This window comes from Microbacterium sp. 2RAF4, from assembly GCF_052115285.1.
In the GTDB taxonomy this organism is placed as follows: domain Bacteria; phylum Actinomycetota; class Actinomycetes; order Actinomycetales; family Microbacteriaceae; genus Microbacterium; species Microbacterium oxydans.
Genome location: NZ_JBFRGI010000001.1, coordinates 772,103 through 794,497 on the forward strand (window position 1 = coordinate 772,103; position 22,395 = coordinate 794,497).

General features: G+C 67.5%; 24 protein-coding genes. 1 reads left to right on the forward strand and 23 read right to left on the reverse strand.

Going from position 1 to position 22,395, the window contains the following annotated elements; translation table 11 throughout:
• From AB4070_RS03795 to AB4070_RS03900, 22 genes are all read right to left on the reverse strand, one after another.
• Entirely contained in the window at positions 1-1,131 is a 1,131-nt protein-coding gene (locus tag AB4070_RS03795) for a hypothetical protein (RefSeq protein WP_441978945.1), read from the reverse strand.
• Positions 1,124-1,711 (reverse strand): RNA polymerase sigma factor, encoded by a 588-nt coding sequence (locus AB4070_RS03800; RefSeq protein WP_441978946.1) that lies wholly within the window; start codon positions 1,709-1,711, stop codon positions 1,124-1,126. The genes AB4070_RS03795 and AB4070_RS03800 overlap by 8 nt, the downstream gene beginning before the upstream one ends.
• 31 nt (positions 1,712-1,742) lie before the next feature.
• A complete protein-coding gene (locus AB4070_RS03805; protein WP_441978947.1) occupies positions 1,743-2,342 on the reverse strand; it encodes a GNAT family N-acetyltransferase in 600 nt (199 codons plus the stop codon).
• 49 nt (positions 2,343-2,391) lie between these two features.
• Positions 2,392-3,312 carry an RluA family pseudouridine synthase gene (locus tag AB4070_RS03810; protein WP_441979033.1) on the reverse strand — a complete coding sequence of 307 codons (921 nt, stop codon included), beginning with the start codon at positions 3,310-3,312 and terminating at the stop codon, positions 2,392-2,394.
• Positions 3,313-3,314: 2 nt separating this feature from the next.
• Complete coding sequence (gene lspA / locus AB4070_RS03815; RefSeq protein WP_441978948.1) at positions 3,315-3,995, reverse strand: signal peptidase II; 681 nt, start codon at positions 3,993-3,995, stop codon at positions 3,315-3,317.
• Between the two features lie 9 nt (positions 3,996-4,004).
• Entirely contained in the window at positions 4,005-4,595 is a 591-nt protein-coding gene (locus tag AB4070_RS03820; RefSeq protein ID WP_282848389.1) for a DivIVA domain-containing protein, read from the reverse strand.
• 181 nt (positions 4,596-4,776) lie between these two features.
• Positions 4,777-5,076 carry a YggT family protein gene (locus AB4070_RS03825; protein ID WP_046749317.1) on the reverse strand — a complete coding sequence of 100 codons (300 nt, stop codon included), beginning with the start codon at positions 5,074-5,076 and terminating at the stop codon, positions 4,777-4,779.
• A 3-nt stretch (positions 5,077-5,079) separates the two neighbouring features.
• Positions 5,080-5,553, reverse strand: coding sequence for a cell division protein SepF (locus AB4070_RS03830; protein WP_046749318.1), 474 nt, complete (start codon positions 5,551-5,553; stop codon positions 5,080-5,082).
• 43 nt (positions 5,554-5,596) lie between these two features.
• Positions 5,597-6,304, reverse strand: coding sequence for a YggS family pyridoxal phosphate-dependent enzyme (locus tag AB4070_RS03835; RefSeq protein WP_441978949.1), 708 nt, complete (start codon positions 6,302-6,304; stop codon positions 5,597-5,599).
• Complete coding sequence (gene ftsZ, locus AB4070_RS03840; RefSeq protein WP_441978950.1) at positions 6,301-7,443, reverse strand: cell division protein FtsZ; 1,143 nt, start codon at positions 7,441-7,443, stop codon at positions 6,301-6,303. Before ftsZ ends, AB4070_RS03835 begins: the two co-directional genes overlap by 4 nt.
• Before the next feature lie 164 nt (positions 7,444-7,607).
• Positions 7,608-8,540, reverse strand: coding sequence for an FtsQ-type POTRA domain-containing protein (locus tag AB4070_RS03845; protein WP_441978951.1), 933 nt, complete (start codon positions 8,538-8,540; stop codon positions 7,608-7,610).
• 3 nt (positions 8,541-8,543) lie between these two features.
• Positions 8,544-9,944: a UDP-N-acetylmuramate--L-alanine ligase gene (gene murC, locus AB4070_RS03850; RefSeq protein WP_441978952.1), complete on the reverse strand. Its 1,401-nt coding sequence runs from the start codon at positions 9,942-9,944 to the stop codon at positions 8,544-8,546.
• Between the two features lie 39 nt (positions 9,945-9,983).
• Complete coding sequence (locus AB4070_RS03855) at positions 9,984-11,060, reverse strand: UDP-N-acetylglucosamine--N-acetylmuramyl-(pentapeptide) pyrophosphoryl-undecaprenol N-acetylglucosamine transferase (RefSeq protein WP_441978953.1); 1,077 nt, start codon at positions 11,058-11,060, stop codon at positions 9,984-9,986.
• Complete coding sequence (gene ftsW, locus AB4070_RS03860) at positions 11,057-12,262, reverse strand: putative lipid II flippase FtsW (protein ID WP_046749429.1); 1,206 nt, start codon at positions 12,260-12,262, stop codon at positions 11,057-11,059. Before ftsW ends, AB4070_RS03855 begins: the two co-directional genes overlap by 4 nt.
• A complete protein-coding gene (murD, locus tag AB4070_RS03865) occupies positions 12,231-13,766 on the reverse strand; it encodes a UDP-N-acetylmuramoyl-L-alanine--D-glutamate ligase (protein ID WP_441978954.1) in 1,536 nt (511 codons plus the stop codon). The genes ftsW and murD overlap by 32 nt, the downstream gene beginning before the upstream one ends.
• Positions 13,756-14,862 carry a phospho-N-acetylmuramoyl-pentapeptide-transferase gene (gene mraY, locus AB4070_RS03870; protein WP_046749324.1) on the reverse strand — a complete coding sequence of 369 codons (1,107 nt, stop codon included), beginning with the start codon at positions 14,860-14,862 and terminating at the stop codon, positions 13,756-13,758. The genes murD and mraY overlap by 11 nt, the downstream gene beginning before the upstream one ends.
• A complete protein-coding gene (locus tag AB4070_RS03875; RefSeq protein WP_441978955.1) occupies positions 14,859-16,271 on the reverse strand; it encodes a UDP-N-acetylmuramoyl-tripeptide--D-alanyl-D-alanine ligase in 1,413 nt (470 codons plus the stop codon). Before AB4070_RS03875 ends, mraY begins: the two co-directional genes overlap by 4 nt.
• A gap of 27 nt (positions 16,272-16,298) precedes the next feature.
• The gene (locus AB4070_RS03880; protein ID WP_441978956.1) at positions 16,299-18,068 is read right to left on the reverse strand and encodes a peptidoglycan D,D-transpeptidase FtsI family protein; all 1,770 of its coding nucleotides are present in this window, start codon (positions 18,066-18,068) and stop codon (positions 16,299-16,301) included.
• 25 nt (positions 18,069-18,093) lie between these two features.
• Positions 18,094-18,660 carry a hypothetical protein gene (locus AB4070_RS03885; RefSeq protein WP_441978957.1) on the reverse strand — a complete coding sequence of 189 codons (567 nt, stop codon included), beginning with the start codon at positions 18,658-18,660 and terminating at the stop codon, positions 18,094-18,096.
• Complete coding sequence (gene rsmH, locus AB4070_RS03890) at positions 18,657-19,595, reverse strand: 16S rRNA (cytosine(1402)-N(4))-methyltransferase RsmH (RefSeq protein WP_046749328.1); 939 nt, start codon at positions 19,593-19,595, stop codon at positions 18,657-18,659. Before rsmH ends, AB4070_RS03885 begins: the two co-directional genes overlap by 4 nt.
• Positions 19,596-19,697: 102 nt before the next feature.
• Positions 19,698-20,129 carry a division/cell wall cluster transcriptional repressor MraZ gene (mraZ, locus tag AB4070_RS03895; protein ID WP_017830220.1) on the reverse strand — a complete coding sequence of 144 codons (432 nt, stop codon included), beginning with the start codon at positions 20,127-20,129 and terminating at the stop codon, positions 19,698-19,700.
• A gap of 265 nt (positions 20,130-20,394) precedes the next feature.
• Positions 20,395-20,769 (reverse strand): DUF3040 domain-containing protein, encoded by a 375-nt coding sequence (locus AB4070_RS03900; protein WP_046749329.1) that lies wholly within the window; start codon positions 20,767-20,769, stop codon positions 20,395-20,397.
• Between the two features lie 97 nt (positions 20,770-20,866).
• Here AB4070_RS03900 and AB4070_RS03905 point away from each other — a divergent pair, with 97 nt between their 5' ends.
• Positions 20,867-21,958: a polyprenyl synthetase family protein gene (locus AB4070_RS03905; protein ID WP_441978958.1), complete on the forward strand. Its 1,092-nt coding sequence runs from the start codon at positions 20,867-20,869 to the stop codon at positions 21,956-21,958.
• A 4-nt stretch (positions 21,959-21,962) separates the two neighbouring features.
• On the opposite strand, the gene AB4070_RS03910 is transcribed toward AB4070_RS03905, so the two are convergent.
• Positions 21,963-22,325: an Rv2175c family DNA-binding protein gene (locus tag AB4070_RS03910; protein WP_441978959.1), complete on the reverse strand. Its 363-nt coding sequence runs from the start codon at positions 22,323-22,325 to the stop codon at positions 21,963-21,965.
• Positions 22,326-22,395 lie beyond the last annotated feature (70 nt).

A 22,395-nucleotide genomic window follows, 5' to 3' on the forward strand; every position in this document is an offset into this window, starting at 1 on the left:
TCACGGAAGCGTGTCGACCACACTCGTCTCGAAGGTCATCCGGACGTCCGGAACGTCACTCGGGATCACCCCTTCGCCGACCGAACTGGTGTCAGTGATCTCGGTCACGAGGCCCGTCGCCATCTCGATCGTCACCGTGTAGCGCCTCAACGATGTCTCCGCAGTCTCAGACGAGCCGAGCTGCGAGTCGAACGTGACCACCCGTTCGCCGTTCAGCTCGGCACCCACCGTCGACCCGGGGAGCAAACTGAGTGCGCGGTACATCGACGCTCGCAGCTCCGGGTCCCCGACGTTGTGCGAGAGCAGTCCGATGATCAGCCACCCGACCTTTCCGTCGGCCCATCCCTGCTCGTCCGAACCCAGGTAGTCGTGGATCCACCCGATCATGGCGTCGGGGTCACGTGGCATCGAATCGAAGAACCACAGGACGTCTTCGATCCCGCCCTCGGACAACCGGGGGGCGGCCGAGGCGAACAACGAGACGGCCGGCCCGTAGCCCTGCATCGCCGCGCTCTGTCCCGCATGCCCCTCCGTCTGGTCGCCGTAGACGCTGCCCGCCACCGGAGCCCCCCATTCTCCGTACCACTGCGAGTGCAGATCTGCAGGAGCGTAGTCGGCGCCACTGCGACTGATCACCCACCCACTCGACGCCGCCGCTCGCGAGACGCTGTAGCCGGGTTGCCCTGCGACACCCAGATCGGCATCGAACACACCCAACGACTCCGTCGTCCATGCACGGCGCTGATACTGTCCGGGGGCAAGCTGGGGCGGCGTGAATCCCGCGGCTGAGTTCGCAGCTCCCAGGAGCGCCTCAGGCCCTGTCATCGGGGTGGCTGTGGGGGTCGGCGCCGGGCTCGGCACGAGCACCGGACCCGGCGCACGTGTCGGCACCGCTTCCACCGTGGGCGCGGGGGCCGGCGCGGCGATACCGCTCATCACGAGCACCCCGGTGGTGACCGCAGCCACCGCGCCGAGCGAGCCTGCGGCTATCAGCCACGACCTCCGTGCTCCTCGAGCACGTACCGGCCTGCGCTCACCCTCGATCTCGGTCAGGAGAACAGCTCGCGCGGCCGCGATGTTCTCCTCAGCGCCCTCGATGTCGGGCCTGGTCTGCTGGGCCTTCTCAAACATGTCCAAGGGTCTCCCCCTTCTGCTGCTGCTCGAATGCCTGGATCCTTCGGGTGGAGTCCAGCCGTGTGCGGACCCTGTTCAGGCGCGATCGCACCGTTCCCACCGGTACGGCGAGTGCGACGGCGATCTCCTCGTACGTCAGCCCCTCCCACGCGTAGAGCAGGAGCGTCTCCCTGTCCTTCGGGGCGAGGGCCGCGATCCGCGTTCTCAGGGATTGGACTTCGCGCTCGGCGTCGACCCGAGACATCGCGTCGTCCAGGCCTCCGAGCGAAGAATGCTCCTGCTGAGAGATGGACGCTGCGAAAGACCTCCAGTGCTTCGCTTCGAGCGCACGGTGGCGGCGGATCAGGCGCGAGGCTATCCCGAGGAGCCACGGCGCCGCCGACTCGACGTCCGTGTCGAAATCGGCTCGGCGGCGGAATGCGACGAGGAACGTCTCGCTCAGGACGTCCTCCGCCCCATGCCGACCGATGCGATACGTGGCGAATGCGTTGATGGCGCGCGCGTGTCTGTCGAAGAGCTCGGCAAACGCCGCCGGCTGCTGAAGAGATCGCTGGATGATCTCGCTGTCTGTGGTCACGCTATGTATTGGCCGTGCGCCGCAGAGCGGTTCACGGTTTCTTCGACGGCGTCGACGATGCTCCGAGCTCGAGCCGCATCAGGACTCGGGGGAACCCGTCGAGCACGGACCGGGTGTCGGCGGCCCTCTCGAACCCCGCGCTCTCGAACAGCGACCGAGTACCGACGTATGCCATCGTCAGGTTCACCTTCTCGTCGCCGTTGTCGACGGGGTAGCCCTCGATCGCCGGAGCCCCGCGCTCTCTCGCGTAGGCGACCGCGCCCTCGAGGAGCGCGTGCGTTACCCCCTGCTTCCGGTACCCGGGCCGAACCCGGAAGCACCACAGCGACCAGACGTCGAGATCGTCGACGTGCGGGATCAGCCGGTTTCGGGCGAAGCTCGTCTCCCGACGCGGCTGGAGGGCGGCCCACCCGACCGGTTCCCGGTCGAGGTATGCGATCACTCCGGGTGGAGGATCCTGATGGCAGAGTTCACGCACGCGATCGGCACGAGCTTGCCCCTTCAGCGCAACATTCTCCTTGCTCCCGATTCGATAGCTCAGGCAGAAGCACACGTTCGACGTCGGCTTCCTCGGCCCGACGAGTGTCGCGACGTCGTCGAAATCTGTGGCGGGATGAACCTCGATGGTCATGCGCCCAGTGTCACGCACGTCACGGACACACGTCGGCGAGACACGGGGATCATTCCCCGCGCAGCACATCCAGAGCGTGCTCGAAATCCGCAGGGTAGGGAGACTCGAACTGCACCCAATCACCCGTCGTCGGATGCGCGAAGGCGAGCTGATGCGCATGCAACCACTGGCGGGTGAGCCCCAGCCGCGCCGAGAGCGTCGGGTCGGCACCGTACAGCGGGTCGCCGACGCACGGGTGTCGGTGCGCAGCCATGTGCACGCGGATCTGATGCGTGCGGCCGGTCTCGAGGTGGATCTCGAGCAGCGATGCGCCGGGAAAGGCCTCGAGGGTCTCATAGTGCGTGACGGACGGCTTCCCATCCGGGACGACGGCGAACTTCCAGGAGTGATTGGGATGGCGCCCGATCGGGGCGTCGATCGTACCGGCGAGCGGATCTGGGTGCCCCTGGACGACGGCGTGATAGATCTTCTCGACCGTGCGGTCCTTGAACGCCTGCTTCAGCACCGTGTAGGCGTGCTCCGACTTCGCGACGACCAGGAGGCCGCTCGTGCCCACGTCCAGCCGGTGCACCACGCCCTGACGCTCTGGCGCGCCACTGGTCGAGACACGGAAGCCCGCTGCGGCGAGGGCACCGACGACTGTGGGCCCCTCCCAGCCGAGGGAAGGATGGGCTGCGACGCCCGTCGGCTTGTCGACGACGACGATGTCGTCATCGTCGTAGACGATGCCGAGCTCCGGCACCGCGATCGGGACGATCTTCGGCGCCTCCTTCGGCTGCCATTCGATGTCGAGCCAGCCGCCCCCTCGCAAGCGATCGGACTTGTCGAGCGTGACGCCGTCAAGGCGCACTCCTCCCGCGGCGGCGACGTCGGCAGCGAAGGTGCGGGAGAAACCCATCAGTTTCGCCAGGGCCGCATCGACACGCGTGCCGTCGAGGCCGTCGGGTACCGGCAGTGACCGCGACTCCACGGTCAACGTCCCTCCGCTGCGGGTGCCGCGCCCTCCGAAGGCGTGTCGTCGACCTTTCGCCGTGGTGCCGCGTCGGCCGCATCGGCTGCGTCGACCATGTCGCCATCGGTGTCGGTCGCCTCCATGGCCGCTGCAGCCTCGGCCTCGGCCTCGGTCTGCACCAGCTGGTGATCGCGCTCCCGCGTACCGTCGAAGCGCAAGCCGACGACAACGAGCAGCGCCACGGAGATCATCCCCGTCACGATGAAGACGTCGGCGACGTTGAAGATCGCCGGCATCATCCACGGCATCGAGATCATGTCGACGACATGTCCTACCGGGAAACCGGGCTCACGGAACAGACGGTCGCTGAGATTACCGAGCACTCCGCCGAGAAGGCAACCGAGGACGACAGCCCACAGCCGGGACTTGAGACCGAATGCCTTCCAGACGATCACGCCTGCCACGACCGCGAGGGCGATCGTGAAGATCCACGTGACTTCGGACCCGAGCGAGAAGGCAGCTCCGGGATTGCGCACGTAGTACAGCTGAAGGAACTCGCCGAGCACGGGAACCGGCTCCTGATAGGGCAGGTTCTCGATCGTGAGGTACTTCACAAACTGATCGGCGGCCAGCACGAGCGCTGCGAGAATCGCAACGATCGCGCCGGCCGCCGACCGAGGAAGGGGACGGCGTCCTGACAAGAGGGCGCCTTACAGACCGATCGCGGAGACGGGGGTCGAGTCCGTGGAGGTCGACTTCTCGTCGAGCTCGCGGAGCTGGCCCTCGATGTAGCCGCGCAGCTGCGAGCGGTAGTCGCGCTCGAAGTTGCGGAGCTCCGTGATCCGAGCCTCGAGCGTGTTGCGCTCGCGCTCGAGACGTGCGGTCTCTTCGCGCTGCTTGGCCTCGGCCTCGGTGCGGATGCGCGCGACCTCGGTCTCAGCCTCGGTGATGAGCTGGTTGCGCTTGGCCTCACCCTCGGCCACGTGCTCGTCGTGCAGACGCTGCGCGAGCTCGATGATGCCGGCGGTGGCGGTCGCGGATCCGGTCGGAGCCGGCTCTGCCGGAGCCTCGACGACAGGAGCGGCGGCGGGGGCCTCGGCAGCGGGAGCGGCGGCCTCAGGGGCAGCACCGGACTCGTACGCGGCCAGCTTGGCCTTCAGCTCGACGTTCTCCTCGAGAGCCTTGCGCCACTCGATGACGATCTCGTCGAGGAAGTCGTCCACCTCGTCCGGGTCGAAGCCGTCCTTGAAGCGGACGTGCTGGAACTGCTTGGTGACGACGTCATCCGGGGTAAGTGCCATGGGTGGCTCCTCTTTCGATGAGTTCGATTGCCAGTATCGATGTATGGCGTGGTCGTGATGTGGCGCGAACCCGGGGCGCGCACCTGGGTGCCAGCATAGCCCCCGCGCATCGGTGCCGCGATGTCACGACACTCAGAGAGTGGGAAGTCGCCGCAGCCGGAACACAGGACACGCCGGTGATTCAGCGGACGAACAGTCGGACGATGTTCATCAGAATCAGAACGATCAGCAGTGTGAGCGCGAACCCGAAGTCGAGCGACAGCGAACCGATCCGCAACGGCGGGATGATCCGTCGGAAGAACCGGATGGGCGGATCGGTGAGCGTGTAGACCGCCTCAGCGGCGACGAGCCCGAAACCCTTGGGTCGCCACTCCCGATTGAACATCGGGATGTAGTCCAGGATCAGCCGCGCGAAGAGCACGATGACGTAAAGGAGGAGCACCAGATGAACGATGCTCGCGAGGACCGAGACCAGCTGCACGGGCTAGGACTGGTCGAAGCTCGCAGACTCGGCGTCTGCGTGTGCGATGCCCCCGTGACCCGAGACCGCGATGTTCTCCGGCGAGAGCAGGAACACCTTCGAGGTCACGCGCTCGATCCGGCCGTAGAGGCCGAGCGAGAGCCCGCTCGCGAAGTCGATGAGGCGACGCGCATCGGCATCGCTCATCTGCGAGAGGTTGATGATGACCGGGACACCCTCGCGGAAGCTCTCCGCGATCAGCTGGGCGTCGCGGTACTGCTTCGGGTGGACGGTGAGGATCTCGTTCACGGCTCCTGCAGACGGCTGGCGGACGGCGACGGGGCGGCGAAGCGGTGTGACGGGGGCCGGTGCCGGCTCCTCGCGGTCACGATCACGTTCGCGGTGAGCGCGGGCTGGCGCCTGCGCTTCTTCTTCGTAGACCTCTTCCTCATCGGCGAGGCCGAGATACACCATGGTCTTCTTCAGTGGGTTACCCATCGTGTCCTCCGGTTCGAACGTGTCGGGCTGGTCTGTTCACAGGTTAACCCCGCTCGGGCCGGGGGCCGGTGATTGCGGAACCGATCCGCAGGTGTGTCGCGCCGGCGGCGATCGCCTCGACGAAGTCCCCCGTCATCCCGGCCGAGATCCACGATGCCGAAGGATCGATCGCTCGGACGCTCTCCGCGATGCCGTGCAATCGTGCGAAGGCGGGGGCAGGCTCCTCGTCGAGCGGCGCCACGGCCATCACGCCGCGCAGGCGTAACGACGGCAGCGAGAGGACGTGCTCCGCGAGAGCGACCGCCTGCGCCGGCGCCACTCCCCCGCGGCCGGGATCATCGGTGAGGTTGATCTGCACCAGCACGTCCAGCCGATCGTCATCATCGGCCGCGCGGTGCAGGGCGTCGGCGAAGCGGTCGCGATCGACCGAATGCACGACCGCCGCGCTCCGTCGGATCGCGCTCGCCTTATTGGTCTGGCCCTGGCCGATGAAATGCCATCGCAGGTCAAGCTCGGTGAGCTCGCTCTCCTTCGCCGACAGCTCCTGCTGACGGTTCTCGCCGACGTCGCGCACTCCGAGCTCGTGAAGGTCGCGCACCAGCGATGCCGGATGGAACTTCGTCACCACGATCCTGGTGATCTCGTCGTGATTCCGTCCCACGGCGTTCGCGGCCGCGGCGATCTCGTCATCGATCGCCGACAGCCGCGCAGCCAGAGGCGCGAGCCCCGGGACGTCGACCGGAGAGATCACTTCAGGAATTCAGGGATGTCGATGTCGTCGTCCGCGAAAGCCGGCTCGATGCTGGTGGTCGGAACACGCTGCTGGACCGGCTCGGGCTTGACCGGCTCGGGCTTGCTGTCCGTCTCCTCATCGAGCGCCACCTCGGGGAGCGGAGTCGTCGAGGGCCGGGAGACGACCATCGGGTCCAGCCGCAGCGAGGGCTCACCGCCGTCGAAGCCTGCTGCGATCACGGTCACGCGCACCTCGTCGCCGAGCGTGTCGTCGATGACGGTACCGAAGATGATGTTGGCCTCGGGGTGAGCGGCTTCCTTGACGAGGTCTGCCGCGTCATGGATCTCGAAGATGCCGAGGTTGGAACCACCCTGGATGGACAGCAGAACGCCGTGCGCACCCTCGATGCTCGCTTCGAGGAGCGGGGATTCCACGGCCAGCTCTGCAGCCTTGATCGCGCGATCTGCACCGCGAGCGGAGCCGATGCCCATGAGGGCGGAGCCTGCTCCCTGCATCACGGACTTGACGTCGGCGAAGTCGAGGTTGATGAGACCCGGGGTCGTGATGAGGTCCGTGATGCCCTGCACACCGGCGAGGAGGACCTGGTCGGCCGTGGCGAACGCCTCGATCATCGAGATACCGCGGTCGCTGATCTCGAGGAGACGGTCGTTCGGCACCACGATGAGGGTGTCGACTTCTTCCTTGAGCTTGGAGACGCCGGCCTCAGCCTGGCTCTGGCGACGGCGCCCCTCGAAGGAGAACGGCTTGGTCACGACACCGATGGTGAGGGCGCCGATGGACTTCGCGATGCGTGCCACGACGGGAGCCCCACCGGTTCCGGTACCGCCACCCTCGCCCGCCGTCACGAAGACCATGTCGGCGCCGGTCAGCGCCTGCTCGATCTCCTCGGCGTGGTCCTCGGCGGCACGACGCCCCACCTCGGGATCGGCACCTGCGCCGAGACCGCGGGTGAGTTCACGACCGACGTCGAGCTTGACGTCGGCGTCGCTCATGAGCAGCGCCTGCGCATCGGTGTTCACGGCGATGAACTCGACTCCGCGGAGGCCGAGATCGATCATGCGGTTCACGGCGTTGACGCCGCCACCGCCGACGCCGACGACCTTGATCACGGCGAGGTAGTTCTGGTTCTGGCTCATGGCCGGCCTCCGATTATTCGAGCCTGGAAGTGGGTGAACCTTAAACCTCAACTAGAGGTGTAAAGTATTTCCCGGTATTGCGTTCTCTTTGATCGAAGGTAAGCGCCGCCCGGCCGTGGATGCGCGAAGACACGGGCGTGTCGCCCCATTCCCGGCGAAAGCACTCAGCCGACGACGGCGACTTCGGGAGAAGTCACGTCGATCGAGGCCGCCGCCGGGTTCGCCGCCATCGTCTTCGACAGCACGACGGCCTTCAGCGCCGACTCCTCCGCACTCCCCCAGACCACCGTCAACCCACCGTTGAGGGTGAGGGTCACGTCGTCCGCCGTCGTCGCGCGGACGCCGGTCAGAGCGGCGCGCACGTCCGCGGGAAGAGTGCGCACGACGAGGCCCGCGCTCCGGAAGGCCGCCGATTCGACGCCGCCGACGACATCGAGCACGGGCTGCCCAGCCGGCTGATCGGAGGTGGTCGAAAGGACCACGCCGGCCGCGTCCACCAGCGTGTAGCCGGCGTCAGAGCGGAGCACGCCGACGGGCGTGCGCTCGACTATCCGCACGGTGAGGTCATGCGGCGGGCGCGCTTCGAGGGCATAGGTCTCGATGAGGGGGAAGCCCAGCAACGCGGCCTTCACCTTGCTGGAGTCGACCAGTGCGAGTGGAGTGCCGAGCTGATCCCCCAGCGCCGCCTCGATCGCGGCGGGATCGAGACTCGTGGCACCGTCCACGGTGATCTTCTGCACGGCGAAGAGCGGACTGTACGCTGCGGCGACACTGCCCCCGACCAGCAGCAGTGCGGCGCCGATGCCGCTCAACCAGGCGATCCTCCTCCGCCGCGACCTCTGCGTGAAACGCCGGATCTCCGCACGAAGGGCTTTCCGACGCGCACGTGCCGCGCGCCAGACATCCATCGTCGACGTCGGCTGCGGGTCCTCGACCGCGGTGTTGTCCGGATCCTCGCCGGGTGCCGTGTCTGAAGTCGACGGAGAGTCCTGATCCGCTCCGGGATCGCGTCGCCGCCGACGAGACCTCTCCTCCGGCGCGGCGTCCTTCTCGTCCGGAGACTCCGGACTGGTCGGAAGCGGTGCGGGCCGGCGCATCGGCTACTCCTCGTCGGTCCGGCGCAGAGAGTCCAGGACCTGCGGGATGATCTGGTACACGTTGCCGCACCCGAGCGTGACGACGAAATCGCCGTCTCGCGCGACCGAGGCGGTGTAGTCGGCGGCCTGCTGCCAGTCCGCGACGTAGTGGACGTGCGACGGGTCACGGAACGCACCGCTGACGAGCTCGCCCGTGACACCGGGCACGGGGTCTTCCCTGGCCCCGTAGACGTCGAGCATCACGGTGTGGTCGGCGAACTGCTCCAGGACGTCGGCGAACTCCTGATACATGTGCTGCGTGCGCGAGTAGGTGTGAGGCTGCTGGATCGCGATGATCCGACCGGACCCGGCGATGCTGCGCATGGCTTCGAGCGCCGCGCGCACCTCCGTCGGGTGGTGCGAGTAGTCGTCGTACACGGTGACTCCACGCTCGACGCCGTGCTGCTCGAGGCGACGCACCGTACCGGCGAAGCCCTCCACCGCTCGAACGGCGTCGGCGAGCGGATAGCCGAGGGCGCGGAGAACGGCGACGGCGCCGGCCGCATTGATCGCGTTGTGGATGCCGGGGACGGCGAGCTGCATCCGGGCGTGCTCGTCGCCGTGCGTCAACGTGGCAGCGACCGGTCCCGCCGCGACGATGTCGGTGACGCGCACATCCGCGCCATCCGCCTGTCCGAAGGTGAGGACGTTCGGGTGCGACAGGCCCGCACCGACGCGCAGTGCGCCTGCGTCGTCACTGGAGATCACCACGGCCTCGGTCGCGGCGTCGGCGAACTGCACGAACGCCTGATGGAAGGCCTCGTCGGAGCCGTAGTGGTCGAGGTGGTCGGGATCGACGTTCGTGATGAGCGCCACAGCCGTGTCGTACAGGAGGAAGGTCCCGTCGGACTCGTCCGCCTCGATGACGAAGAGGTCGCCGCTCCCGGTGGCGCTGGACGTGCCGAGCTGCTCGATCACACCGCCGTTGACGAAGTGCGGATCGGCACCGAGATCGCGCAGCGCCGTGACGATCATGCCCGTCGAGGTGGTCTTGCCGTGGGCACCGGCCACCGAGACGAGGCGCCGGGTGCCGATCAGCCAGTGCAGAGCCTGGGACCGGTGGATGACATGGAGGCCCCGCTCCTTGGCGGTGACGAACTCCGGGTTCTCCGGCCAGATGGCGCCGGTGTGCACGACCGTGTCGGCATCGCCGAGGTGGGCGGCATCATGACCGACGTGGACCGTCGCCCCCGCGGCGGCCAGCGCCCGCAGGTTGTCGCTGTCTGCGCGGTCGCTGCCGGACACACGGATGCCCGCGTCGAGGAACATCCTGGCGAGTCCGCTCATCCCGGATCCACCGATGCCGATGAAGTGCGCGGAGGTGATCGTCTCGGGAATGGGGAGGGAGAGGTCGGGTCTGATCATGTCCGCTTCAGTCTACTTTTCTTCGGCCTCGTGGACGCGTCAGGCGGCCGCGAGTGCACGGTCGATGAGGGTGATGACGTTCTCGGTTCCCGCACGGGTTCCGGCCGTCTGAGCGGCGGCAGCCATCCTCGCGATGCGCGCCCGGTCTTCCAGCAGCGGCACCACGATGCGCCGAACGGCATCGCCGTCGAAGGTCGCATCGTCGAGCAGCTCGGCAGCTCCGGCAGCGACGGCCGAGGCGGCGTTCAGACGCTGCTCACCGTTTCCCACGGAGTACGGGACGTACAGCGCGGGTATTCCGAGCGCGCTGATCTCGCTCACGGTCGCCGCGCCGGAACGGGAGACGATCAGATCCGCGACGGCGAAGGCCAGATCCATGTGGTCGACGTAGCGGCGCAGCACGTAGCCGTCCGCACCGGGATCTGCCAGATCACTGCGCTCACCGGTCACGTGCAGCAGCTGCCATCCGGCGGCGAGGACGTCTCGCCACGAATCAGCGAGCGCCTCGTTGAGTCGCTGTGCGCCCAGCGAGCCGCCGAAGACCAGGAGCACGGGCCGTTCGGGGTCGACGCCGAAGTAGTCCGCCGCTTCGGCGCGCGACGCCGCGCGATCGAGAGCGATGACCTCCCGGCGCAGAGGCATGCCGACGACCTCACCACCGCGAAGCGGGGTCCCCTCGAACGCGACGCCGACGGCAGCTGCCCGCCGCGCACCGAGCACGTTCGCCAGCCCCGGCTTGGCGTTGGCCTCGTGCACGACGAACGGCACACGCTCACGGCGGGCCGCGACATAGGCAGGAGCGGAAGCGTATCCCCCGAAGCCGACGACCACGTCGATGCCGTGCTGACGGATATGGGCGCGCACCTGCGAGACGGCGCGGCGGAACCGTGCGGGGAATGACATCGCCTGCGTGTTCGGTCGGCGCGGGAACGGCACCTTGTCGACGATCAGGAGCTCGTAGCCGCGCGCGGGGACCAGTCGGGATTCGAGCCCCTCGGCGGTGCCGAGCACCAGAACGGAGGCCTCGGGATCGCGGGCGCGGAGGCCATCGGCGACCGCGAGCAGGGGATTGACGTGACCGGCGGTGCCACCGCCGGCGAGGAGATACGAAGTCACCTGGTGACCCTACCCCGCTCAGCTGGTCGCTTCTCGGTCACAGGAATCGTGCGCGCGAATGCGAGCAGCACTCCGCACGCGATCAGCACGGCGAGCAGAGCCGTGCCGCCCTGCGACATGAACGGGAGCGGGACGCCCATGACGGGGAAGACGCCAATGACGACGCCGACGTTCATGACGGCCTGGCCGACGATCCACACGGTGATGCCGCCGGCTGCCACCCGGATGAAGGGGTCGGAGGTCTTGCGGATGATGTGGAACGCGCCGATCGTGAAGAACGTGAAGAGGGCGAGAACGACGATGCACCCGATCAGTCCCAGCTCCTCGCCGACGATCGCGAAGATGAAGTCGTTGCCCGCTGCAGGGAGCCACCCGTACTTCTCCTGGGAGTTGCCGAGACCGAGACCGAAGATGCCACCGGTCGCCATTCCCCAGATCCCGTGGATCGACTGGTAGCAATCGGTGTAGTAGAGCGCCATGTTGTCGCATGTCGCGGTGATGCGCCGCATGCGATCTTCGCTGGACAGCGCATAGGCGAGCACGGCGACGACCCCGAGGATCAGCGGGATGATGAACAGCCGGAGCTTGACCCCCGAGAAGAACAGGCAGCCGAGCAGGATGAGCACGAGCACCATCGCCGTGCCGAGATCCTTACCCGCGAGGACGGTGCCGATCGCCAGCGCCCCGACCGGGATCACCGGGATGAAGACGTGATGCCAGGTGCCGAGCATCGCACGTTTGCGCAGCAGCACGGCCGCGATCCACAGGGCGAGAGCGAGCTTGAGGAACTCGGACGGCTGGAGGGTGAAGCCTGCGATCCGGATCCAGTTCCGGTTTCCGCCGTCTTCGATCCCGAGCGGAGTGAACACGAGCATCTGCAGGGCCACGGCGCCGAAGAGCGCCGGCCACGCCATCCGTTTGAGGAACTCGATCGGCAGGCGGCTGATCAGGAACATCAGCGGGATGCCGAGGAGTGCGAACACCCCTTGACGAAGCACACCGTCCAGCGGATTGACGCCCTTGGACACGGCAGTGGCGCTGGTCGCCGACAACACCATCACGAGGCCGAACAAGGTGAGCAGCAGGGCGGTCGACGCGATCAGCAGGAACTCGGTCGACACCGGGGTGAACCGGCGCCCGAGCGAGACCCTGGCTGCGAGACCGCCGGCTTCAGAGCGCGGAGGGCGGGATACCTGTGTCATCGGCACTCCCCCGGTCGATCCAGTCCCGCACCGCCTCGGCGAAGCGATGGCCCCGTTCCGCGTAGCCGGAGAACTGATCGAAGGAAGCCGCCGCCGGGGCCAGCAGGACTGTTCCCTCGTCGTCGACGATTCCCGCGGCGATCTCCACGACACGGTTCATGACCTGTCCAGTGTCACCAGCATCGACCTCGAACACCGGCACCCCGGGCGCGTGTCGCCGGAATGCCGTGACCACGGCAGAGCGCTCGACGCCGATCACCACGGCCGCCCGGGCCGTCGTCCCGACGTCGGCGACCAGGTCGGAGATGTCGACGCCTTTCAGGTCCCCGCCGAGCACCCATACGGCTCCCGGGTACGCGCGCAATGATGACGCGGCTGCATGCGGGTTGGTGGCCTTGGAGTCGTCGATCCACGTGACGCCGCGATGCCGCGCGATCACCTGGATGCGGTGAGGATCGAGGCGGAAGGACTGCAGGGCCGTGTGGATGGCCTCGGGCTCGACACCGAGCGACCGCGCCAGAGCGCTCGCCGCGAGGATGTTCTGCACGATGTGGGGAGCGGACAGACCAGCGGCGTCGAGGTCGGCGACGGTCGTCAGCTCGAGAGCGCTGCGAGACCTGTCGTCGAGGAAGGCCCTGTCGACGAGAAGGCCCTCCACCACGCCGAGGTCGCTCGGACCGGGGATCCCCAGGTCGAAGCCGATCGCCCTGGCGCCTTCGACGACCTCCGCCTCCTCGACCATCTGCCGTGTGGCCTCGTCCGCCTTGTTGTAGACGCACGCGATCCGCGTGTTGCGGTAGACCACGGCCTTCGCGTCGCGGTAGGCCTGAGCACTCCCGTGCCAGACGAGATGATCGTCGGCGAGGTTGAGACACACGGAGGCGTAGGGGAAGAGCTCACCCTCGGCCCGCGACTGCCCCAGGTACCAGAGCTGGTGGCTGGAGAGTTCGACCACGAGAACGTCGAACCCTGCAGGATCACGTACCGCGTCGAGCACCGGCACGCCGATGTTGCCGCACGGAGCCGCACGCAGTCCTCCCTCGACGAGGAGGGTGGCTGTCAACTGCGTCGTCGTGGTCTTGCCGTTCGTGCCCGTGATGAGCACCCAGTCCGCCGGAGCGCCGTCGGAGCGCAGGACCTTGTCACGGACGCGCCAGGCGAGCTCGACGTCTCCCCAGATCGCGATATCCGAATCCTGCGCCCACCGGATGACCGGGTGCGACGGCGAGAACCCCGGCGAGGCGACGATGACCTCGGGGGCGAACTCTCCCAGCACGGCAGGGACTTCTGCGAGCGAACCCAGCTCGAGCCGGGCGCCGATGACAGGGAGCAGGCGCTCGTACTCCTCTTCGGCGGCCTCGCTCAGCACGAGCACGTCCGCGCCGAGTTCGGCCAGCGTGTCGGCGACCGAGAACCCGGTCATGGAGAGACCGAGGACGGCGACCCGCAGGCCGCTCCAGTCCGCGTTCCAGCTGGTGAGGCCCGCGAGCCGATCAGTCGACACGGGTCAGCCATTCGACGTAGAAGAGACCCACCGCGGAGACCGCGAGCAGCCCGGCGATGATCCACATGCGAACCACGATCGTGACTTCGGACCAGCCACGCATCTCGAGGTGGTGATGGAACGGGCTCATCAGGAACAGCCGCTTGCCGCGCGTGATCTTGAAGTATGCGCGCTGCAGGATGACCGAGCCGGAGGAAAGGACGAAGACACCGGCGATCACGAGCAGGAGCAGCTCGGTCCGCGTCAGGATGGCCATCGCGGTGATGACACCGCCGATCGCCATGGACCCGACGTCGCCCATGAAGACCTTCGCCTTCGGGGCGTTCCACCACAGGAAGCCGATCAGGCTGGCGGCGAAGGACGCGGCGATGATCGCCAGGTTGAACGGGTCGCGCACCTCGTAGCATCCGCCGAGAGCATCGGGGTCTCCGCCGATGCAGGGCTGCTTGAACTGCCAGAAGGCGATCAGGCTGTACGCGCCGACGACGATGACGCCGGCTCCGGCCGCGAGACCGTCGAGACCGTCCGTCAGGTTCACGCTGTTAGAGGTGGCGACCCCGATGATCGAGATCCACACGAGATAGAGGATCCAGCCGAGGATCACGCCGAAGGCGAAGAGGTTGAGCCAGGTGATGTCGCGGAACAGCGAGATCGCGGAACTCGCGGGCGTCTGGCCCCATTTGTTCGGGAAGTTCAGCGCGACGATGCCGAAGGGGATCATGACCAGCAGCTGACCGATCACCTTGCGCCAGCCCGACAGCCCGAGACTGCGCTGGCTGCGCACCTTCATGTAGTCGTCGATGAACCCGACGGCACCGAAACCGACCATCAGCCAGATCACGAGCAGCGCCGAGAGCGCCGGCACCTCTCCGCTGACCAGAACGCCGGTGAAGTAGCCGACCATCGAGCCGACGATGAAGATGACGCCGCCCATCGTCGGCGTTCCGCGTTTCGCCTCATGGCTCGGGTTGTGGACGGACTCCGGGGTGCGGATCACCTGCCCCCAGCCCCACTTCCGGAAGAGCCGGAGGAAGACGGGGGTCAGGAACAGGGTGAAGGCGAGCGAGATCGCCGCCGACATGATGAGAGACCTCACGAGAACAATTCTCCCAGACGATCGCCGAGATGCCGGAGGCCCACGGAGTTGGATGACTTCACGAGCACGCGATCGCCGTCGCGGAGCTCGGTGCGCAGATACTCGAACGCCGCGTCCTGGTCGGGCAGATGCACAGCCTCGCTGTCCCACGAACCCTCTCCGACGGCGGCGAGATACAGCCGTCGCGCCTCGGCGCCGACGACCACGATCCGCTGGATGTTCAGACGCACGGCGAGCAGCCCGATCCTGTCGTGCTCCTCCCCCGCGCTCTCGCCGAGCTCGCTCATGGCACCGAGGACGGCGACCGTGCGCTCTTCGGGGCCGGTGATCTGCGCGAGAGTGCGCAAGGCAGCGGCCATGGAATCCGGGCTGGCGTTGTAGGCGTCGTTGATGATCCGAACGCGGTCGTTGCCCAGGGGCTGCATCCGCCACCGCTCGGCGATCTCGACGGTCTCGAGACGCGCCACGGCATCGACGGGCGCGACGCCCAGGACCAGCGCCGAGGCGATCGCTGCCAGAGCGTTGGAGATGTGGTGAGCCCCGAGGACCCGGAGCAGCAGGGGCAGACTCTGCCCGCCGACCTCGACGATGCAGGAGGTGCCGGAGGCCGACACCTCGATGTCGTGGGCTCGCACATCGGCTGTCGGGCCCTGGCCGAAGCCGACCGTGCGCAGGCCGCGGGAGTCCGCGAGCTCCCGCATCGCCGCGACCCTGGGGTCGTCGACGTTCAGCACAGCCGTCCCCGGCACACGGGCCGCCGCGACGAGTTCGGCCTTGGCCTTCGCCGTCGCTTCGATTCCGCCGAAGCCGCCGGCGTGCGCCATGCCGACCATCAGCACCACGGCGACGTCGGGCTCCACGAGGCCGGCGAGGTGGGCGATGCTCCCCGGAGCCGCCGCTCCGAACTCGCTCACGAGGTACCGCGTGCTCTCCGTCACGCGGAGCATGGTGACGGGAGCGCCGACTTCGTTGTTGAACGACTTCACGGGCGCGACCGTCTCGCCCTCGTCCTCGAGGATGCGTGCGAGGAAGTTCTTGGTGGTGGTCTTGCCGTTGGACCCCGTGATGCCGACGATGCGGAGCTCACCCGCGGCACGGACTCGCGCGACGACCTCTCTGGCGAGTGCCCCGAGAGCGGTGACGGCGTCCGCGACGATGATCTGGCTCACCGCGACGTCGACGGGATGCTCGACGATGGCCAGCACGGCGCCCGCCTCGACGGCGGATCCGACGAATCGGTGACCGTCGGTCTCGGCTCCGGGTTTGGCCACGAAGAGCGAGCCGGGGCCCATCATCCGCGAATCCGTGTCGACCAGGCCATCGACCACGGTCTCGGGTGTGTCTGGTGCGACCACGCGAAGATCACCGCCGACTGCGGCGGCGATCTCAGCGAGCGTCAGGGCGATCATGTCATCTCCATGCGCGGCTCTCGCCGACTATCCGAACTTGGGGAGGAGCTCGTCCATCGGGACAGAGGACGGCATCACGCGATAGGTTTTCATCACCTGCGTCATCGCCTTCTGGAAGGCGGATGCGGTGGCCGCGGACGATACAACCTTAGTCGGCTCGTCGAGGGTGACCACGACGACGTACTGCGGATCGTCGACCGGCGCGAACCCCACCATGCTGGTGTAGTACACCCCGGACTTGTATCCGCCGTTGCCGTCGGAGACCTGGGCAGTACCCGTCTTGCTGGTCACGCGGTAGCCCGGCACCTGGATGCGCTCCGCATTGCCGCCCTGCACCGCGACGTTCTCCAGCATCCGGGTGAGCTCGCCTGCCGTCTGCTCCTTGATGATCTGCTCGTGCTTCGGGTCTGCCGGTGTGGTGACCTTGCCGTCGGATCCCGTGCACGACTCGACGAGCGAGAGGTCGATCTTCTCTCCACCGTTGGCGATCGCCTGGTAGGCGCCGGCGAGCTGGGCAGCCGTCACCGTGAAGTACTGACCGAACGTGGTCGTGTACAGCGACTGGCTGTCCCAGTCCTTGACGGGGTGCAGGATGCCGCCGACCTCGGACGGGAAGTCGAGCGTCTTGTCGCCGACCCCGAACCGCTCGAGGTAGTCGTAGCGGACCTCGGGACTCACCATGGTGCCGAACTTCGACAGCGCGACGTTCGACGAGTCGATGAGTCCGCCGGCGAGGGTGTAGTTGTAGGCGGGGTGGGTGAATGCGTCGTTGACGACGGCACCGTTCGGGAACTTCTCGCGGGAGGCCGCACTCACGGTGCTGTAGGGGGTGAGGCCGGCGCCCTCGATGGCCGCGGCCGCGGTGATCGCCTTGAACGTCGATCCCGGTTCGAAGTCCTTGTGGAAGATCTGGCTGGCCCTCGTCGCCGGGGTCGAAGCATCGAGATCGTTGGGATCCAGCGCGGGCCACTCGGCCGCCGCCCTGATCTTGCCGGTCTTCACCTCGACCACCGTGACCGTGCCGCCCTTGGCGCCCTGGGTCTGCGCCTCCTCGGCGATCATCTGCTGCAGGTACCAGTTGAGGTCGCTGTTGATGGTCAACTGCACGGAGCCGCCGTTCACGGCGTCGACCGTGCGCTCGCTCCCGGGGATCACGACGCCGTCCTTGCCGATGCGATAGCTCTCCTCGCCGTCGACGGGCGCGAGGCAGGAGTCGTCCAGCTGCTCCACGCCGGCCTGCGCCTCACCGGAGCTGTCGAGGTAGCCGAGGAGGTTTCCGGCGACCGCACCGTTCGGGTAGACCCGGGTCTCGCGCGCCTTGAGGGCGAGATAGGAGCCGACTCCCAGGTCCCGCAGCTTCATGTACTGCTCGGTGTTCAGCCCCTTCTTGAGGGGTGCGTACTGGCTGTTCGGATTCTCCGCGAGGGCGTTCGACACCAGTGCACGCACTTCCTCCCCGGTCTGCCCGGTGATGGCCGCGATCTTCTCGGAGGCCTCGGCCCACGGCAGCTTGGGGTCGTTCTCCTCCATGAGCATGATGACCTGGGGGCTGAGCTGGGCGTCGTAGACCATCACGCTGGAGGCGAGCACTGTGCCGGAGGAGTCGACGATCGATCCGCGCTGCCCGGAGATGGCCGAGCTCGCCCCGATGTGCTCGAGAGAGTCGGAGACATGCTCATCGGCGCTGACCACCTGGATGTCGACCAGCCGCACGACGAAGGCGCACAGCACCGCAAGGATGACGGCGAGGGCGACGACTGTGCGTCGCCGCGGTCCGCGGGTGGCTCGTGTCGTCATGGGATCTCTCCGTCGATCGTGGGTGTCAGTGCGTCGTGGGGCTCGGCAGGCCGTCGGTGATCGACGGCGGAAGGTCCTGCGTCGGCTGCTCGGTCGTCGCTGCGCCGTCCGTCTCCTCCGCAGGAGGGGGTGGCGGTTCCACGATGAGCGAGTTGCTCACGGCTCCGACGCCGTCGGGGTTGACCGTCGAGGTCCAATCGGCGCCGTCGCCGGTACCGAAGACGGCTCCATCGCTGAGGCGCAGATACGACGGCGACCCGGCGACCACCATTCCGAGGCCGGCCGCGCTGCTCGCGAGCACCTGCGGGGAGCTGACTCCGGTCAGTTCCTCCTGGAGAGCGTGCGTCTTGAGATTCAGCTCGCGCTGCTGCGACGAGAGACTGGCGAGGGTGAACGAGTCCTGGGTGATCGCGAGCGAGAGCGCGATCTGCGCGGCACCGATCGCGAGTGCTCCCCCCAGTGCGATGAGGGCATAGGCGAGCTTGGGCTTGCGGCGGGCGACGGGACGTGTGACCGGCTGCAGCTTCCGCTGCGGGGTCCTCTCCGGCGCGACCGGCTGTACCGGCTTCCGGACGACGGCGTTCAGGCTCATGCGCTCTCCCGCAGCTTCTCGGCGGCGCGCAGACGCACCGGGATCGCCCGCGGGTTGCGCGCGCGCTCATCATCGTCGGCGAGTTCTGCTCCCTTGGTCAGGATGCGGAACCGCGGGGCGTGTTCGGGGAGCTCGACCGGAAGACCCGCGGGTGCGGACGACGCCGCCGCGGCGGCGAACGCCTGCTTCACGAGGCGGTCTTCCAGCGACTGGTACGACATCACGACGATGCGTCCTCCGACGCTGAGCGCATCCATGGCCGAGGGGATAGCGTCGGCCAACACGTTGAGTTCCGTGTTGACCTCGATGCGCAACGCCTGGAACACGCGCTTGGCGGGGTGACCCGCTCGTTGAGCGGCAGCGGGAGTAGCCGCGATCAGGATGTCGACGAGCTCGCCCGACCGCGTGATGGGCTGCTTCTGACGTGCCTCGATGATGAAGCGGGCGTAGCGGCCTGCGAGCTTCTCCTCGCCGTACCGCTCGAAGATGCGACGGAGGTTGCCTTCGCTGTACGTGGCGATGACATCGGCGGCGGTGACCCCCTTGGTCTGGTCCATCCGCATGTCGAGCGGAGCGTCCTTGGAGTACGCGAAGCCACGCTCGGCCTCGTCGAGTTGCAGGGAGGACACTCCGAGATCGAAAAGAATGCCGGACGCGCCCTGGGCGTGCAGGCCGATTTCGTCGTACACCGTGTGTACGAGAGTCACACGGTCGCGAAAGCGTGCGAGCCGCTCCCCCGCGATGCGCAGTGCATCGGTGTCGCGGTCGAGCCCGACCAGACGGATGTTCGGGAAGCGTTCGAGCAGCGCCTCGGAGTGGCCGCCCATGCCGAGCGTGGCGTCGACGAGGACCGCACCGTCCGCGTGAAGGGAGGGAGCGAGCAGCTCGACACAGCGGTCGAGCAGGACGGGGGTGTGGATGTCTCGGAGGTTCATGATCTTTCTCGGGGTGACCTTCGGCTCTGATCCCCCTCCGCTTCTCGACCCGGCACCGGGGAAGTGTGTCGGGGCGGGAGCGGCGGGGCATCACAGCCGTGGTCAGAAGAGTCCCGGAATCACCTCCTGCTCGAGGTCGGAGTAGGTCTCCTCGCCGGCGGCGAGGTAGGCGTTCCAGCTCTCGGCGTCCCAGATCTCGGCGTGGGCGCCGACTCCGGTGACGATGAGTTCCTTCTGCAGACCTGCGTACTGACGCAGGTGCGCCGGGATGGTGATGCGGTTCTGGCTGTCTGGCATCTCCGCGCTGGCTCCGGAGAGGAACAGGCGCATGAAGTCACGTGCCTGCTTGTTGGCGAGCGGCGCCTGCCGGATCCGCTCGTGCATCGCCTCGAACTCGGCCGTGCTGAACACGTAGAGGCACCGTTCCTGCCCTCGGGTGACGACGATGCCGCCGCCGAGGTCTTCGCGGAACTTCGCAGGAAGGATGACCCGTCCTTTGTCGTCCAGCTTCGGAGAGTGCGTACCCAGCAACATCGGCCATCACCCCCTCTGCGTCCGGCCAACTCGAGGTGCGCCCCACTTTACTCCACTTTCCTCCACTTACCTACGACCAATCCGCAGACTATCGCGGTCAGCTTGAGCGGGCACCCTGAAAAGCCGCGAGATTCCGCGGTGGAGGAAGGTGGAGGGCAAGTGGAGGGATCTCGCGGGTCAGCGGCCGGCCCTCCCCCGCCCGGAGTTAACGACAGAAGCCCGGATGCTGAGCATCCGGGCTTCGGTGGTGAAGATCTGAGAGAGGTCAGTGACCGTCTTGGCGTCGATCCCATCGATCGTTCATCCGATCCATGAAGGACGCGGATTCCTGTCGCTTGGGAGCGGAGTGCTCTCGTGGTGCCGTCGCGGTCGTCCGCCGAACGGGCGTCACGGCGACCATGACTCCGGCGAGCATCGCCGCGAATCCGACGACGCCGACGACGATTCCCCAGACACCGCCGAGGATGACTCCGGCGACCAGACCACCGACACCGGCGAGCAGGAGGAGCGCACCGTAGACGAGATTTCGGTAGCTCAATGCTCGATCACCGGACGGCGCGGTGACGACGTCGGCATCATTGTGAAGGAGATGGCGTTCCATCTCGTCGAGCAGACGCTGCTCCTGTTCGGAGAGTGGCATTTCGTCCCCCTCGGGTATCGTGCCTTCCATTCTACGCGCGCGAAGGCGTTCGGGGCTAGCAGTTCGGCCTCCCCTTGCTTTACGTATGCTGGGAGTCGTGCCGTCCTCCTCCCCCGTCCCCGACGCCGTCGCCGCACACCTCGACCGCTTTCTCTCGCGGATGCGGGACGAAGCGACGGACTACGGTCCGGACGCGGTGGCGTTCCTCGACGCGGCCGCCGGCACCCTCGACGGCGGCAAACGCCTGCGTGCGCGCTTCTGTCACGCAGGTTGGCGTGCCGTCTCGGCCTTCGGGGACCGCCGCGATGCGACAGAACCCGACGCCCTGTGGGACATCTGCACCGCGCTGGAGATCTTCCAGTCCGCGGCCCTCGTCCACGATGACCTGATCGACAACTCGGACACGCGCCGTGGTCGTCCGGCTGCGCACCGCGCGCTCGAGGCCTCCCACCGTGCCGCGGGATGGACGGGAGACGCAGACGCCTTCGGCCGCGCATCCGCGATCCTTCTCGGCGATCTCCTCGTCGCCTGGAGCGACGACCTGCTGGAATCCGCCCTCGACGGGCAGCCGCACGCGCGCACCGTGCGCTCCGAGTACGCGAGGATGCGGAGGGATGTCACCACCGGGCAGTTCCTCGACATCGCCGAAGAGTCGGCGTGGAGCGTGAACGATGGGAGCCTGCACGCGGAACGGGCGCTGCGCGTGGCATCCCTCAAGTCCGCGAGGTACAGCATCGAGCAGCCCCTGATCCTCGGCGGCGCGTTCGCCGGAGCCGACCCTGATCAGACGGAGGCCCTGCGCCGCTTCGGACATCCCGTCGGCATGGCCTTCCAGCTGCGCGACGATGTGCTCGGAGTGTTCGGCGACCCGTCCGTCACGGGCAAGCCGACCGGGGATGACCTCCGGGAGGGCAAGCGGACCGTCCTGATCGCTCTCACCAGACAGACGCTCGACGCCTCCGCACGGAACCTGATGGACGAGATGCTGGGCGACCCGGAGCTCACCCCGCAGCAGGTGACGTTCCTCCAGGCCACCATCCGTGAATCGGGGGCCGTTGATCAGGTGGAGGCGATGATCACCGGCTATGCGCGCGACGCCGATCGCGCACTGTCAGGTGCCCGCCTGGACAACGCCGCCGTCGGCGAGCTGCGTGATCTCGCACGAGCGGCGACGGTGCGCTCGGCCTGACGGGTCAGGCGAGCGTGCGCGCCAAGCGCCGCACCGAGCTCTTGTGCCCGGCCAGCAGCGCGTTGATCGGGGAACGCCCCAGGCTCTCCTCCTCCGCGAGGAGCCAGTCGATCAGCTCGTCGTCGGTGAACCCGGCGTCCTGAAGCACGATCACGGTTCCGCGCAGTGAGCTCAGCGGGTGCCCGTCGACGATGAAGACGGACGGCACCGCGAATGCTCCGTTGCGACGAGAGCCGACGAGATAGTGCTCATCGATCAGACGGCGCACACGGCCGAGGGGTTCGTCGAGCACCTCGACGAGGTCGGGCATCGTCAGCCACTCGACGGCGGCAGGGGTTCCGGCAACGTTCTCAGACACGTCGCCCACTATCTCACCTCCGGATGATCCGCGCATGTCGGCACTCCAGTCACACCGTTCACTTGCGTCACTTCTGTTG

What these genes read in the sequence shown, in the direction of transcription:
- AB4070_RS03830 (WP_046749318.1), bottom strand. Translation starts at nt 5,553, where the DNA reads ATGGGTAACCCACTGAAGAAGACCATGGTGTATCTCGGCCTCGCCGAT.
- AB4070_RS03885 (WP_441978957.1), bottom strand. Translation starts at nt 18,660, where the DNA reads ATGAGCCTGAACGCCGTCGTCCGGAAGCCGGTACAGCCGGTCGCGCCG.
- ftsZ (WP_441978950.1), bottom strand. Translation starts at nt 7,443, where the DNA reads ATGAGCCAGAACCAGAACTACCTCGCCGTGATCAAGGTCGTCGGCGTC.
- murC (WP_441978952.1), bottom strand. Translation starts at nt 9,944, where the DNA reads ATGATCAGACCCGACCTCTCCCTCCCCATTCCCGAGACGATCACCTCC.
- AB4070_RS03845 (WP_441978951.1), bottom strand. Translation starts at nt 8,540, where the DNA reads ATGCGCCGGCCCGCACCGCTTCCGACCAGTCCGGAGTCTCCGGACGAG.
- AB4070_RS03900 (WP_046749329.1), bottom strand. Translation starts at nt 20,769, where the DNA reads ATGCCACTCTCCGAACAGGAGCAGCGTCTGCTCGACGAGATGGAACGC.
- rsmH (WP_046749328.1), bottom strand. Translation starts at nt 19,595, where the DNA reads ATGAACCTCCGAGACATCCACACCCCCGTCCTGCTCGACCGCTGTGTC.
- mraZ (WP_017830220.1), bottom strand. Translation starts at nt 20,129, where the DNA reads ATGTTGCTGGGTACGCACTCTCCGAAGCTGGACGACAAAGGACGGGTC.
- ftsW (WP_046749429.1), bottom strand. Translation starts at nt 12,262, where the DNA reads ATGACACAGGTATCCCGCCCTCCGCGCTCTGAAGCCGGCGGTCTCGCA.
- AB4070_RS03880 (WP_441978956.1), bottom strand. Translation starts at nt 18,068, where the DNA reads ATGACGACACGAGCCACCCGCGGACCGCGGCGACGCACAGTCGTCGCC.
- AB4070_RS03795 (WP_441978945.1), bottom strand. Translation starts at nt 1,131, where the DNA reads ATGTTTGAGAAGGCCCAGCAGACCAGGCCCGACATCGAGGGCGCTGAG.
- AB4070_RS03875 (WP_441978955.1), bottom strand. Translation starts at nt 16,271, where the DNA reads ATGATCGCCCTGACGCTCGCTGAGATCGCCGCCGCAGTCGGCGGTGAT.
- AB4070_RS03805 (WP_441978947.1), bottom strand. Translation starts at nt 2,342, where the DNA reads ATGACCATCGAGGTTCATCCCGCCACAGATTTCGACGACGTCGCGACA.
- AB4070_RS03820 (WP_282848389.1), bottom strand. Translation starts at nt 4,595, where the DNA reads ATGGCACTTACCCCGGATGACGTCGTCACCAAGCAGTTCCAGCACGTC.